Origin of the sequence: Spirillospora sp. CA-128828 (genome assembly GCF_050945415.1) — a bacterium.
Lineage (GTDB): Bacteria > Actinomycetota > Actinomycetes > Streptosporangiales > Streptosporangiaceae > Spirillospora.
Genome location: NZ_CP191986.1, coordinates 1,645,340 through 1,658,414, shown reverse-complemented (window position 1 = coordinate 1,658,414; position 13,075 = coordinate 1,645,340). Strand labels below are relative to the sequence as shown.

Sequence of the window (13,075 nt, the reverse complement as noted above, 5' to 3'; positions counted from 1 at the left end):
CCGAGCGGCGCGCGCGGCCCCGGAACCGGTACCGGATCCGGGGCCGAGTCCTGTGTGGAGCAGGCGTCGCGGCCCGCTGTCAGCCGAAGCGGCTGCGCAGATCGTTCTTGAGGATCTTCCCGGCGGGGTTGCGCGGCAGCGCCTCGACGAGTTCCAGCCGTTCCGGATGCTTCTGGATCATCAGGCCGCGTTCCCCGAGCCAGGCGGACAGCTCGCGCAGCGACGGCGGTTCGCGGCCGGCCTCGGGGACCAGCACCGCACAGCACACCTCGCCCAGCGCCGGATCGGGCAGGCCGACGACCGCCACGTCACGCACACCAGGATGCTCGTACAGCAGCCCCTCGACCTCCGTGGCGCTGATGTTCTCGCCTTTGCGGACGATGACGTCTTTGAGCCGCCCCGTCACGGTCACGTAGCCGTGCTCGTCGATGGTTCCCAGGTCGCCGGTGCGGAAGTAGCCGTCCGCGTCGAAGGCCCGCCCGTCGAGCGAGGCGTCGGCGTAGCCGGCCATCATCTGCGGTGCCCTGGCGCGGAGCTCGCCCTCCTCGCCGGGGCCGGCGACGCGGCCGTCCGGCGTCACCACGCGCAGGTCCACGCCGGGCATCGCGCGCCCCTCGGTGCCCGCGAGGGCCCGGTCCGGATCCCGCACACTCGCCATCGAGAGAATGGGGCATTCGGTCAGGCCCCAGCCCGACGCGACCCCCGCGCCGCCGAGCTCCCTCTTGACGTCGAGGTGCAGCCTGGGCGGCTTGGGAGCGCCGCCGCCCGGGCAGACCCGCAGGCTCGGGAACAGCCGGTCGCCCGGGTTCTCGCGCTGGGCGGCGAGGTAGGCCAGATGGAACGGCGTGCCCGCGCCGGCCGTCGTCACGCCCTCCCGCCGCAGCACGTCGGTCGTGGCCCGCGGGTCGAACGTCTCGGCGAGGATCTGCGCGAACCCGTGCAGCAGGCCGGCGAACAGCCAGACGATCCCGCCGATGTGGGTGAAGGGGAAGACCAGGGCGTTGCGGTCTCCGGCCGTCATGTCAAGCCGCTCGGCCATGCCCGCCGCGGTCGCCATGAGAGCGGCATCGGTGTGCAGTGCGCCCTTCGGGTCCGCGGTCGTTCCCGAGGTGTAGAAGAGCCACCGCACCGGTGGGGCGCCGCCGGGCCGTGCGGGTGGCGGCAGGGTGGCCGGGTCCCCCTCGGGCAGCGCACCGTCCACGACCAGCACGCCCACGCCCGGTGTCGCGCCCGCGATCCGGTGGGCCATCGCCGCGTGGTCGTACCCCCGCCACGCCGGCGGCACGACCAGCATCGCCGGCCGTGCCTGCCCGGCGATGAAGCCGACCTCGCGATCCCGGTAGATCGGCAGGATCGGATTCTGCACGACGCCGAGCCGGGCGAGCGCCGCCACCAGCACGAGCGACTCGATCCGGGTCGGCAGCTGCCAGGAGACCGCGGCGATCCGGCCAGGTCCTCCCCCGTCCGCAGCACCTGCGGCGAGCCCGGCCGCGGCCCGTTCGGCCGCCGCGCGGTACTCCCCGAACGTCAGGCGGCGGCCGTGCTCGTCGACGGCCATCTCGGCGTCCGGCGAGGCCGCCGCCCGCCACTCGACCAGCTCCCACAGGCCCGAGGGCCGCATCGTCGTCATCTGCGGGCCGCCGGCTCAGGCGTTCGGCCGGGCGCCGTCGGCGGCGGCCCGGGCCATCGCCTCGATCCGGTCCAGCATCGGCATCCGCTCCTGGCCGATGTCGCCGGGCAGCCGGTCCGCGATCTCCGCGGGAGTCCAGCGGCCGTCGGCGTACATCGCGCGCGTCTCGTGCGGCTGGTTCCACACGGCGATCTTGCCGCCCGCGGCGGTGTAGACCTGGCCGGTGACGTCGCGCGCCGCGTCCGACAGCAGGTAGACCACCAGCGGGGCGACGTCCTCGGGCTCGCCCATCTCCCCCAGCGCGAACGGCACGCCCGCCGACATCCGGGTGCGGGCGACCGGCGCGACGGCGTTCGCGGTGACGCCGTACTTGTGCATGCCGAGCGCGGCGCTGCGCACCAGCGAGACCACCCCGCCCTTGGCCGCCGAGTAGTTGGCCTGCGACACGCTGCCCGCGTGGTTTCCGGAGGTGAAGCCGATGAGACTGCCCGAGCGCTGCCGCCGCATCTGCTCGGCGGCGGCGCGGAACACGGTGAACGTGCCCTTGAGGTGGGTGGCGACCACCGGGTCCCACTCGTCCTCGGTCATGTTGAACAGCATCCGCTCGCGCAGGATCCCCGCCACGCACACGACGCCGTCGATCCGGCCGAACGCCTCGACGGCGGCTCCCACGATGCGGCCGCCGCCCGCCATGGTCGTCACGGTGTCGGCGACCGCGACGGCCGCGCCGCCCGCCCCCGTGATCTCCGCGGCGACGGCCTCGGCGACCTCGCTCGCCGGCTCCTCGCCGGAGACGCCCACACCGTGGTCGTTGACGACGACGGCGGCGCCCTCGGCGGCGCAGGCCAGCGCCACCGCCCGGCCGATGCCGCGCCCGGCGCCCGTCACCGCGACGACCTTGTCCTTCAGGAAACCCGTCAACTCTCGCTCCTCGTGTCCGGTGTGATCAGCTCAGTCGAGGGTCAGGGCCGCGGCGAGCGCCTCCTCGTGCACGGCCGCGGTCCCGAAGGAGGCCGCCAGCACCGACGCGCGCTTCAGGAAGAGGTGCACTCCGGCCTCCCAGGTGAAGCCCATGCCGCCGTGCACCTGGACGCAGCTCCGGGCGTTGTCCAGCGCGGCCCGGTCGGCCATGACCTTGGCCGTGGCGACGGGCGGTTCCCGGTCCCCCGGCGGGACGTCCGGGTCGTCCAGCGTCACGGCGGCGGCGTACACAGCGACGCGGGCCAGTTCCGCCCGGGCGAACATGTCGGCGCACAGATGCTTGACCGCCTGGAACGACCCGATGGGGCGCCCGAACTGCTCGCGCTCCTTGGCGTACGCCACGGCCAGCTCGGTGGTGCTCAGCGCGATGCCCGCCTGAAGGGCCGCGGTGAGCACCGCGCCCTCCCGCCGCCATCGCCGCGCGGTCTCCGGACCGCCGATGTCCTCACCCGCCGGCAGTCCGGTGGCGCGATGCAAGGGGGTGAGCGGGTCCAACGGCTCGGCGACCGGCGCGAGGGCGCCCGGTTCCAGTGCCTTGACGTCCAGGCGCCGCACACCCGTTTCGTCCAGGACGAACAGAACGTCAAGCGCGTCGGCGTGCTGGACGAGCGTGTGCGCGGCGGGCAGTTCGACCACCCCTGCCACCAGGTCTCCGGTGCCCGCCCGGGGAAGCACACCGCTCGCCAGGAAGGTGGCGGCCAGCGGACCCGGCATCAGCGACCGGCCGAGCTCCTCGAACACCAGCGCCGCCTCGGCCATGCCCAGGCCCGCGCCGCCGGCCTCGTCCGGCAGACGCAGGGAGAACACCCCGACGTCCGCCAGTTCCCGCCAGAGCTCCGGGGCGAAGGGCTTTCCGTCCGCGAGGGCCAGTAGCCGCCGCCGGTCGAGACGGCCGTCCAGCAGCTCCCGGATGCCCGTCCGCAGCGCCCGCTGATCCTCGGTGGGCTGGAAGTCCACTGCTGGCTCCTCCCGTCGTCGTACCGGATGGATGTCATCGCGAGGCGGTGTCCGGCTCCCTGGGCAGGCCGAGGATCCGCTCGCCGATGATGTTGCGCTGGATCTGGGAGCTGCCCGCCGCGATCGTGTACGAGAGCGAGGACAGCCGTTCCCGCGCGTACCGGCCGCTCGGCGGCCCGCCGAGATCGGACATGGCCAGCGCGGCCGGGCCGAGCACCGCGGCCGCCGCCTCGAACAGCCGCTGCCGCAGTTCGGAGAAGCGCAGCTTGACCACGGAGCCGCCGATTCCGGGGACGCCCGACCGGCTCTGCGACACGTTCCACTTGGTCAGCGACCAGAGCGCGGCCAGCTCCGCGTGCAGCCGTCCCAGCTCGCGGCGGAGCGCGCCATCGCCCCACACGGCCTCCGACGCGCGGGCCAGGACGGCGAGCTCGCGCAGCAGCCGCAGGCACGAGACGAGGTCTCCGGCGAACGCCGTGCCGCGCTCGAACCGGAGGGTGACCATGGCCACCCGCCAGCCGTCGTTCTCCGCGCCGATCCGGTTGGCGACCGGCACGCGGACGTCGTCGAGGAACAGCTCGGCGAACTCCGCCGACCCCGCCAGGGTGCGCATGGGGCGGATCTCGATGCCCGGCAGATCCATCGGAAGGATCAACCAGGTGATCCCCTTGTGCTTGGCGGCGTCCGGATCGGTGCGGACGAGCAGCTCGCAGTAGTCCGCCACCTGGGCGAACGAGCTCCACGTCTTCTGACCCCGCACCACGTAGGAGTCACCGTCGCGCACCGCGGTCGTGCGCAGCGCGGCGAGGTCCGACCCGGCGGCGGGCTCGGAGAAGCCCTGGCACCAGACCTCCTCCCCGGACAGGATCCGCGGCAGGTGGCGGCGCCGCTGCTCGGGCGTGCCCTCAGCGATGATCGTCGGACCGGCGTGGAGCAGGCCCACGAAGTTCACCCCCACGTACGGGACGCCGGGGCGCGCGGTCTCCTCCAGATAGATCAGCTGCTCTACCGGTGAGGACCCGCGCCCGCCCGACTCCGCCGGCCAGTCGACGCCCGCGTACCCGGCCTCGTGGAGCCTGCGCTGCCAGCCGGTGTCGTACGCGCGGCGTCCGGTCCAGTCGTCGCGCCGCGGAGCGGGCGGGAGGACGGGCAGGGTCGCGGCCAGCCACGTCCGCAGGTCATGCCGGAACGCCGACTCGGATTCGCTCAAACGCAGGTCCATGCTTCACGCCAGATCGAGCTTCAGCATGCGGATCGCGTTCCCTCTCACGATCTTGTGGACGGTGTCGGCGTCCAGCCCCTGGAACATCTCCTCGGCCACCTCCCTGGTGTGCGGCCAGGTGGAGTCGGTGTGCGGGTAGTCGGTCTCGAACGTCACCCGGTCCACGCCGATGCGGTGCAGGGACTCCAGCCCATGCCGGTCGCGGAAGAAGCAGCCGTACACCTGGCGGTGGAAGTAGGTGGACGGCGGCTCGGGAATCGTGTCGCGGACGCCGCCCCAGGCGCGGTGCTCGTCCCAGACGTCGTCGACCCGCTCCAGGACGTACGGCAGCCAGCCGATCTGGCCTTCGGAGTAGGCCACGTCCAGCCGCGGGAACCTGACCAGGACGCCGGAGAACAGGAAGTCGCACAACGAGGCCATGGCGTTGTTGAACGACAGCGAGGCGGCGACGGCGGGCGGCGCGTCGGCGGAGGTGGCCGGCATCTTGGACGACGACCCGATGTGCATGTTCACGACCGTGCCCGTGTCCTCGCAGGCGGCGAAGAAGGGGTCCCAGTCGCCGGAGTGGATGCTCGGCAGTCCGAGGTGGGGCGGGATCTCGCTGAAGCACACCGCGCGGACGCCCCGTTCGGCGTTGCGGAGCACCTCCTGTGCGGCGAGTTCGGCGTCCCACAGGGGGATCAGGCAGAGCGGGATCAGCCTGCCGCCCGAGTCGCCGCACCACTCCTCGACCATCCAGTCGTTGTAGGCCTTCACGCAGGCCAGGCCGAGTTCGCGGTCACTGGCCTCGGTGAAGGTCTGCCCGCAGAAGCGGGGGAAGGTGGGGAAGCACAGCGAGGCCTCGACGTGGTTGAGCTCCATGTCCTCGACACGGGCCTTCGGGTCCCAGCACCCCTTGCGCATCTCGTCGTAGGTGATGGGCGACATCGTCATGTCGTCGCGGTCGAACCCCACGGCGGCGACATGACGCTTGTGGATGTAGACGAGGTCCTCGTAGATCCAGCAGTCCGCCTGGGGGCCGTCGTCGTCGAACGTCTGGCGGTAGGTGCCGCCGCCGAGATGCTCCATCGCGCCGATGCCGCGGCGCTCGATCCGCGGGCCGCGGTCGCGGAGCCGGGCGGGCAGCCAGTCGCGCCAGACGTGCGGCGGTTCGACGACGTGATCGTCGACGCTGATGATCTTCGGCAGTTCCCCGAAGGACAGGGTCATTTCACACATCCTCAGCTATCTGATGGGTCGTCAGAAACAAGGTAATCGGTGTGCGTCCGGTACGGAAGACGGCCGAGCGAACAATCTGATGGTGTGTCAGTTACCTGCCTTCGAAGGACGCGCGGCGTCCCTCGGCGAAGGCCCGCAGCCCCTCCCGGGCGTCCCGGGTGGTCATGTTGATCTCCTGCGCCAGCGCCTCGGCCTCGAAGCAGGACGCCCGGTCGCCCTCCAGCGCCCGGTTCACCAGGCGCTTGGTGAGCGCATGGGCGAGGGTGGGTCCGGCGGCCAGACGCCGTGCCCAGTGCTCCGCCGTCGACGCCAGCTCGTCGTCCGCGACGACGCGGTTGACCAGCCCGAGCCGGGCCGCCTCGGCGGCCGGCAGATCGTCGCCGAAGAACATCAGCTCCTTCGCCCGCTGCGGGCCGGCCAGCCGTGTCAGCAGGTAGGCGCCGCCGCCGTCGGGCACCAGCCCGCGCCGGGCGAAAACCTCGATGAACCGCGCGCCGTCCGCGGCCAGGACCAGGTCGCACGCCAGGGCCAGATGGCAGCCGATCCCGGCGGCGGTCCCGTTGACCACCGCGATCACGGGACGCTCACAGTCCAGCACGGCGGCGACGAGCCGCTGCGCCCCGTCGCGGAGGAGACGCGCGATGTCGCCCGCGCGCGGTGCGGCGCCGTCCTCCTGGACGCCGGCCGCGGCGCGGAGGTCGGCCCCGGAGCAGAAGGCCCGGCCCGTCCCGGTGAGCAGCACCGCCCGGACGCCGGGATTCCCGCTTGCGTCACCGAACGCCTCGATCAGCCGTTCCCGCATGTCAGGGGTGATGGCGTTGAGGGCCCGTGGACGGTTGAGCGTCAGCCGGCAGACACCGTCCTCCACCTCGTAGAGCAGGTCGTCAGCGCTCATCATCGCTCTCCTCACTGCGGGACTCACGCGTCCGCTCGGCGGCGGTGACGGCGAGCGCGTCGAGGGCGACCGCTCCGGCGGGCAGCACGGCCAGGGGGTTGATGTCCAGTTCGGTGAGGACGCCGTCCAGCTCCAGGCCCATCCGCTGCACCTTCATGATCACGTCGACGAGCGCACCGACGTCCGCGGCGGGCCGGCCGCGGGTCCCGGTGAGCAGCGGGAACCCGCGCAGCCCGGTCACCATCCGCCGGGCCTCGTCGGCGTCGAACGGCGGGACCCGGAAGGCCATGTCCCGGAACACCTCGACGAACACCCCGCCCAGGCCGACCATCACCGTGGGGCCGAACACCTCGTCGCGGGCCAGGCCGACGACCGTCTCGACGCCGCCCCGCACCTGCTCGCAGACGAGTGCGGCGTCGACTCCGTCATGCGCGATGACGTGCCGGTACGCGTCCCGGACCTGCGCCTCACCGCGCAGGTCCAGATGCACGAGCCCGAGCTCGGACTTGTGCTCGACACCCGGCCCGCAGCCCTTGAGGACGACCGGGAAACCGATCTTCGCCGCGGCGCGTACGGCCGCCTCGGCGCCGTCCACCAGCTCCTCGCGCGGCGTCCGGATGCCGTACGCGCGCAGCAGCCGCTTGGCCGTGTGCTCCGACGCGGGGACCGACGCAAGCGACCGCCGGGCCTCGGCGGCGGCCGGAGACGGGTGCCGGGGCACGTCGCCGAAGGGAGACCGGTACCGGGCCCGGAACTCGTGGTGGTCGAAGTAGGCGCGGACCGCGCCGACGCAGTTGCCGAACGTGCGGAACACCGCCAGCCGCCGCGATCCGAGCAGGATGTCGCGGTACGCCGCCTCGGTGCCGACCGGCGAGCCCCACACCACGCACACCGGCTTGTCGGTCCGTTCGGCGATGTCGGCCAGGTCCCGCGCCAAGGTGTCGCTCATGGGCGGGAACGCTCCGGTGATCGGGCAGATGAGCACGCCGACCGCCGGGTCGTCGACGAGGGCCTCCAGGATGCGGCGGCCACGCCAGTCGCCGACGGGGTGGCCGCCGTTGTCGACGGGGTTGGAGACCCGCAGGTAACCGGGGATCCACTGGTGCAGCGCCTCCTGCGTCCGCTCCGACAGCGCGGGCAGCGGCAGGCCCGCGGCCGCGCACAGGTCGGCCATGTGCGCGCCCGTGCCGCCTGAGATGGCGTACACGCAGACACCGGTACTCACCGGCGGCTTGGCTCGGGCCAGCAGCTGCGAGGTGTCCAGGAGTTCGTCGAGCCCGTCGACCCGGGTGACGCCGTACTGGCGCAGGACCGCGGAGGTCACCGCGTCGGACCCGGTGAGCTTTCCGGTGTGGGACGCGGCCATCGACGCGCCGTCCCGGGTCCGTCCGACCTTCACCACCACGACCGGGAGGCCGCGCCGGGCCGCGTGGTCGGCGGCGAGCATGAGGGTGCGGCCGTCCTTGAAGCCCTCGACGTAGCCGGCCACGGCGCCGACCTCGGGAAGGTCGGCGAAGTACCGGAGGAAGTCGGCGAACTCCAGATCCGCCTCGTTGCCGGTGGGGGCCCAGTGCGACACCCGGATGCCGAGTTCCTGGGCCTGGAAGACGGGCCGTCCCTGGTGCCCGCTCTGCGAGATGAGCGCGATGGCGGGCCCGTCGAGGTCTTCGCGGAAGGTCTCGAACGCGTTGAGGTTGGTGTTGGGACCGAGGACGCGCGGACCACCGGCGGCGACCGCGGCCATCCGCTCCTGCGCGTGCCTGCCGTCGCCGTCGAGCTCGGCGAAACCGGAGGCGAAGACCACGGCGAAGCGCGCCCCGGCCACCGCCAGTTCCTCGATCACCTTGAGCGGATCGCCCACGAGGACCGCCGCGACGTCGATGGGCTCCGGCACGTCGGCCACCGACCGGTGGCACGGCTCGCCGTCCACCAGGTCACGCCCGGCGTTGACGGGATGGACGCGCGCGCCGACGCGCCCGGCCCAGGCGCGCAGCCTGCGGTAGACGGCGGTGTTCGGCCGGTCCGGCGCGTCCGAGGCCCCGATCACCGCGAGGGTGCGAGGCCGGAAGAAGGTGTCGAGATCCGCCATGCCGAGCGCCAGGACCCGGCCGCTCACGTCCTGTTCCGCGTCCACCGCCTGCGGCGGGCTGTTATCTGACATGTCGTCAGTTTAAGCTCACCGACGAGATTATCTGATAGCCCGTCAGATTTCTTTCGAAGGAGGGGAGCCTTGGCGCAGTCGCATCTGCCGCTGATCGAGGAGGAGACACGGCCGTACTGGGACGCCGCCCGAGAAGGCAGGCTGCTGATCCAGCACTGCGAGCCCTGCGGGGAGCCGTTCTTCTACCCTCGGCCGTTCTGCCCGCGATGCTGGAGCGACCGGGTCCGCTGGACGGAGGCGAGCGGACGGGCCCGCCTCTACACCTACTCGGTCGTGCGCTGGAACGACCTGCCGCCGTTCGGCGAGCGGGTGCCCTACATCCCGGCCGTCGTCGACCTGGCGGAAGGACCGCGCATGATGACCGAGCTCGTCGGCTGCGAACCCGGCGCGGCGGCCATCGGCATGCCGCTCAGGGTCGAGTTCCGCGACGAGGGAGAGGTGAGCGTCCCGGTGTTCCGGCCCGGGTGACCAGACCGGCCAGGGCACGCCGGTCGACCTTGTACATCGAGGTGAGGGGAAGTTCGGCCACGACTTGCAGCTCCTCCGGGAGCTTGTGCCGGGCCAGCCGTCCAACGGCGAACGCGCGCAGTTCGTCGAGCCCGGGCGGCACGCCCGGATCCGCCGGCACGACGACCGCCACCCCGATCTCGCCCATCACCGCGTCCGGCCTGGGCGCCACCGCGACCGCCGCGACGCCGGGACACTCGGCGAGAACGGCCTCCACCTCCTGCGGATGGACGTTGTAGCCGCCGCGGATGTACATCTCCCCGTGCCGGCCGGCCAGCCGCAGGCATCCCCGGTCGTCGACGACGCCGAGGTCCCCGGTGCGCAGGAACCCGCCGGCGAGCGCGGCGCCGGTCGCCGCTTCGTCCCGCCAGTAGCCGGTCATCGCCGCGGGCGACCTGAGGAAGATCTGCCCGACCTCACCGGGCGGCAGCGCGCGTCCGCGATCGTCGCGGATCTCGACGTCGATGCCCGGCCGGGGGCGGCCCACGGTGTGCAGCGCCTCCTCGTCCGGTGCGTCGAAGGCGGTCATGGTCCCCACCCCGCCGGACTCGGTGCTCGAATAGCGGATCGAGTACGCCGCCCCGAACCGCCGCCGCGCCCGGCGCACCAGCTCGGGCGGCGAGGGGCCGCCTCCCACGACCAGCGCCCGCACCGCCGACAGATCGTGGGAACCGAACTCCGGTACCCGCAGCAGCAGCGCCACCTGCGCGGACACCCCGCCGATCACCGGCATGCGCTGCTCGGCGACCAGCCGCAGCACATCCGCCGCGCGCCAGCGGCGCAGCAACTGCACACGGGCACCCGCCAGCAGGTGACCTGGCAGCTTGGTCATGAAACCCACATGCGGCAGCTCCGTCCCGGCCAGCACCGGCGGAGCGGGGCGCGGACCGCCCGCGTCGATCGACGCGATCGCCCGCAGCTGGCGGCCTGCGAACACCGCACCCTTGGGCGTCCCGGTGGAGCCCGAGGTGAACACGATCGCCACCGGCCGATCCGGATCGGTCCGCACGGCCGGCGGAGCCCGCCGGTCGTCGCGCAGGCCGGCGAGCACCGCGTCCGGCGTCCCGGCGAGCGGCACCTCGATCGTCTCTGCGGCGCACCGCCGTTCCGCGACGAGCTCCGCGGTGCCGATGACCACGTCCGGCCGGGCCCTGTCCAGGACGGCCCGGCCCTCCGGCGCGGTGAGCCGCGGGTTCACGCCCGCGGTGATCGCGCCGAGCCGGGCGAGGGCCAGGTAGGCCACCACGTACTCCGCCGAGGCCGACAGCAGCAGCGCCGCCACCTGCCCTTCGCGGACCCCGCGGCGGGCCAGGCCGGCGGCCGTCTCGTCGGTGAGCCGGCCGAGATCGGCGTACGACAGCTCCCCTCCCTCAGGCGTGCGGAGCGCCGGCCTGCGGCCATACCGCCTCACCGCCTCATCGAGCGCCTCGGTCAGCACGCCGAACCCCCGGTCACCGGTCGGCTCCCAGGATCATCGTGCCGTTGGAGCAGAACCAGCCGCCCGTCCCGCTCACGCAGCCCAGCCGCGCGCCGGGGACCTGCCGCTCGCCGCCCTCGCCGCGGAGCTGGCGCACCGCCTCCACCAGCAGGAACAGGCCGCGCATTCCCGGATGGCAGGCCGACAGCCCGCCGCCGTCGGTGTTGGTGGGCAGCGCGCCGCCCGGTCCGATCCGCCCCTCCGCGACGAACGCGCCTCCCTCACCCTTGGCACAGAAGCCGAGGTCCTCCAGGGCGACCGGCACCATGTAGGTGAACGCGTCGTAGATCTCGCACACGTCGATCTCGTCCGGCCGTATCCCCGCCCTGCCGAAGGCCAGCGGCCCCGAGACCGCCGCGGGCGACACCGTGAAGTCCGGCCACTCGCTCATCGTGACGTGCGAGACGTGCTCGCCGGTCCCCAGCACCCACACCGGCGGCCGGGCGCTGTCGCGGACGAGATCCGCGGCCGCCAGGATGACCGCGGCGCCGCCGTCCGACCGGATACAGCAGTGCAGCCTGGTGAACGGATCCGCGATCATCGGCGCGCCGAGCACGTCGTCCACCGTGATCGGATCGCGGTACTGGGCGCCGGGGTTGCGCGCGGCGTGCCGCCGGGCCGCGACGGCGACCTCCGCGAGCTGCTCGGGCGTCGTGCCGTACTCGTGCATGTGCCGCCGGGCCGCCATCGCGTACTTGGCGATGAGGGTATGGCCGTAGGGCGCCTCGAACTGGGCCGGGCCGCGGTTGCCGGAGGACAGGTTCGCGGCGCGCAGCCCGCGCTTGAGGTCCGAGCGGGCGGTGGACCCGTAGGCGAGCAGCACCGCGTCGGCGTGACCGGCCGCGATGGCGTCGGCCGCGTGCGCGGCCATCACCTCCCAGGTGCCGCCGCCCACCGAGGTGGAGTCGACCCAGCGCGGCCGGAGCCCCAGGTACTCGGCGACCTCGGCCGGGGCCAGCGTGCCGAGCCCGGCGGAGGCGAAGCCGTCGATCCGCGTCCGCGGCAGCCCGGCGTCGTCGAGCGCACGACGCGCGGCCTGGGCGTGCAACGCGTAGGGAGTCGCGCCGTCGGCCCGCCCGCAGTCGGACAGCGCGGCGCCGACGATCGCCACCTGGCGGCTGGACACCGGTCCCTCCCCACGCTCATCTGACGGGTCATCAGATTAACGCTCGCACGAACCGGTGGGAATACCCCCGCCCGGGCGGCTACTTCGGCGGGCGCCGGCCCGAGACGGCCCAGCAGACCAGTTGGGCCATGCTGTCCCGCAGGTCCTCGACGGAGATCTCCCAGGCCTCGAAACCCCGCTGATGTGCGGCGTTGTGCGCGAGCATGCCGACGAGCGCGCCGGCCATGGCGACCGGCCGCACGTTCTCGGCCACCCGCCCGCGTCGCTGCAGTTCCGCGATCTCGTCGGCGAGGGCCGTCGTCACGTTGTTGAGCATGCGGACGCGCAGCTCGTGGAAACGCTCGTCGCCCTCGATCGTGGCCAGGTCCACCACACGGAGGACGGACTCGTGGTGGCGCCAGAACTCCAGGAACCCGTCGACGAGCATCCGCGCCGTCTCGTACCCCGACTTGCCGGTCCAGGGCTGGTCCTCGACCAGCGGGCGCAGCTGCTTGCCCCCCTGCGCCATCTCGGCCGCGATCGTGAGGACGGCGGCCTCGATGTCGGGAAAGTACTGGTAGAACGTGGCAGGCGACGTTCCGGCGCGGCGCGCCATGTCGATCACCGTGATGTCGCGGTACGGCGATTCGCCGAGCATCTCCGTGAGCACCTCGAGCAGTCGCCGCCGGGTGGCTTTGGCGCGCCGCCCTGCGACCCTGCCGTCTGCGGTCAGCACCGTTTCTGGCATGTCGTCAGCTTAGAGCCTCCATACGTCTGACTGGGTGTCAGATCGGCATCTCCCTCCGCCGCTCGCCCTGAGGCGTTCCCGGCACGGTCGGCTTGAAGGGTCACCGGCCAAGAACTCTGAGCGCGACAGCCACCACGCACAGTTACTCCCATGGCTTGCCCTGCGGGTTCTTCT

At 72.9% G+C, this 13,075-nt stretch carries 11 protein-coding genes; 1 reads left to right on the top strand and 10 read right to left on the bottom strand.

Annotation, left to right across the window (positions count from 1 at the left end):
• Positions 1-79 precede the first annotated feature (79 nt).
• The 7 genes from ACQPXG_RS08500 to ACQPXG_RS08470 form a co-directional block, all read right to left on the bottom strand.
• Positions 80-1,630, bottom strand: coding sequence for an AMP-binding protein (locus ACQPXG_RS08500; protein WP_433467063.1), 1,551 nt, complete (start codon positions 1,628-1,630; stop codon positions 80-82).
• A gap of 15 nt (positions 1,631-1,645) precedes the next feature.
• Positions 1,646-2,551: an SDR family oxidoreductase gene (locus ACQPXG_RS08495; protein WP_433467062.1), complete on the bottom strand. Its 906-nt coding sequence runs from the start codon at positions 2,549-2,551 to the stop codon at positions 1,646-1,648.
• Positions 2,552-2,581: 30 nt separating this feature from the next.
• Entirely contained in the window at positions 2,582-3,568 is a 987-nt protein-coding gene (locus ACQPXG_RS08490) for an acyl-CoA dehydrogenase family protein (protein ID WP_433467061.1), read from the bottom strand.
• 34 nt (positions 3,569-3,602) lie between these two features.
• Positions 3,603-4,790: an acyl-CoA dehydrogenase family protein gene (locus tag ACQPXG_RS08485; protein WP_433467060.1), complete on the bottom strand. Its 1,188-nt coding sequence runs from the start codon at positions 4,788-4,790 to the stop codon at positions 3,603-3,605.
• Positions 4,791-4,793: 3 nt separating this feature from the next.
• Entirely contained in the window at positions 4,794-5,999 is a 1,206-nt protein-coding gene (locus ACQPXG_RS08480) for an amidohydrolase family protein (RefSeq protein WP_433467059.1), read from the bottom strand.
• A 100-nt stretch (positions 6,000-6,099) separates the two neighbouring features.
• Positions 6,100-6,906: an enoyl-CoA hydratase/isomerase family protein gene (locus ACQPXG_RS08475; RefSeq protein WP_433467058.1), complete on the bottom strand. Its 807-nt coding sequence runs from the start codon at positions 6,904-6,906 to the stop codon at positions 6,100-6,102.
• Positions 6,893-9,064 carry an acetate--CoA ligase family protein gene (locus tag ACQPXG_RS08470; RefSeq protein WP_433467057.1) on the bottom strand — a complete coding sequence of 724 codons (2,172 nt, stop codon included), beginning with the start codon at positions 9,062-9,064 and terminating at the stop codon, positions 6,893-6,895. The genes ACQPXG_RS08475 and ACQPXG_RS08470 overlap by 14 nt, the downstream gene beginning before the upstream one ends.
• Before the next feature lie 69 nt (positions 9,065-9,133).
• On the opposite strand from ACQPXG_RS08470, the gene ACQPXG_RS08465 reads away from it, so the two are divergent.
• Complete coding sequence (locus ACQPXG_RS08465; RefSeq protein ID WP_433467056.1) at positions 9,134-9,532, top strand: Zn-ribbon domain-containing OB-fold protein; 399 nt, start codon at positions 9,134-9,136, stop codon at positions 9,530-9,532.
• Here the strand turns inward: ACQPXG_RS08465 and ACQPXG_RS08460 are convergent.
• The 3 genes from ACQPXG_RS08460 to ACQPXG_RS08450 all read right to left on the bottom strand — a co-directional run bounded on the left by ACQPXG_RS08460 (position 9,474) and on the right by ACQPXG_RS08450 (position 12,901).
• Positions 9,474-11,009, bottom strand: a complete 1,536-nt coding sequence (locus ACQPXG_RS08460) for a class I adenylate-forming enzyme family protein (protein ID WP_433467055.1) — start codon at positions 11,007-11,009, stop codon at positions 9,474-9,476. The genes ACQPXG_RS08465 and ACQPXG_RS08460 overlap by 59 nt on opposite strands.
• A 13-nt stretch (positions 11,010-11,022) precedes the next feature.
• Positions 11,023-12,174: an acetyl-CoA acetyltransferase gene (locus tag ACQPXG_RS08455; RefSeq protein ID WP_433467054.1), complete on the bottom strand. Its 1,152-nt coding sequence runs from the start codon at positions 12,172-12,174 to the stop codon at positions 11,023-11,025.
• 79 nt (positions 12,175-12,253) lie between these two features.
• Complete coding sequence (locus ACQPXG_RS08450) at positions 12,254-12,901, bottom strand: TetR family transcriptional regulator (protein ID WP_433467053.1); 648 nt, start codon at positions 12,899-12,901, stop codon at positions 12,254-12,256.
• Positions 12,902-13,075 lie beyond the last annotated feature (174 nt).

Excerpts from the sequence above, each read along its gene's own strand:
- ACQPXG_RS08500 (WP_433467063.1), bottom strand. The coding sequence starts at position 1,630 with ATGACGACGATGCGGCCCTCGGGCCTGTGGGAGCTGGTCGAGTGGCGG.
- ACQPXG_RS08485 (WP_433467060.1), bottom strand. The coding sequence starts at position 4,790 with ATGGACCTGCGTTTGAGCGAATCCGAGTCGGCGTTCCGGCATGACCTG.
- ACQPXG_RS08480 (WP_433467059.1), bottom strand. The coding sequence starts at position 5,999 with ATGACCCTGTCCTTCGGGGAACTGCCGAAGATCATCAGCGTCGACGAT.
- ACQPXG_RS08475 (WP_433467058.1), bottom strand. The coding sequence starts at position 6,906 with ATGATGAGCGCTGACGACCTGCTCTACGAGGTGGAGGACGGTGTCTGC.
- ACQPXG_RS08470 (WP_433467057.1), bottom strand. The coding sequence starts at position 9,064 with ATGTCAGATAACAGCCCGCCGCAGGCGGTGGACGCGGAACAGGACGTG.
- ACQPXG_RS08450 (WP_433467053.1), bottom strand. The coding sequence starts at position 12,901 with ATGCCAGAAACGGTGCTGACCGCAGACGGCAGGGTCGCAGGGCGGCGC.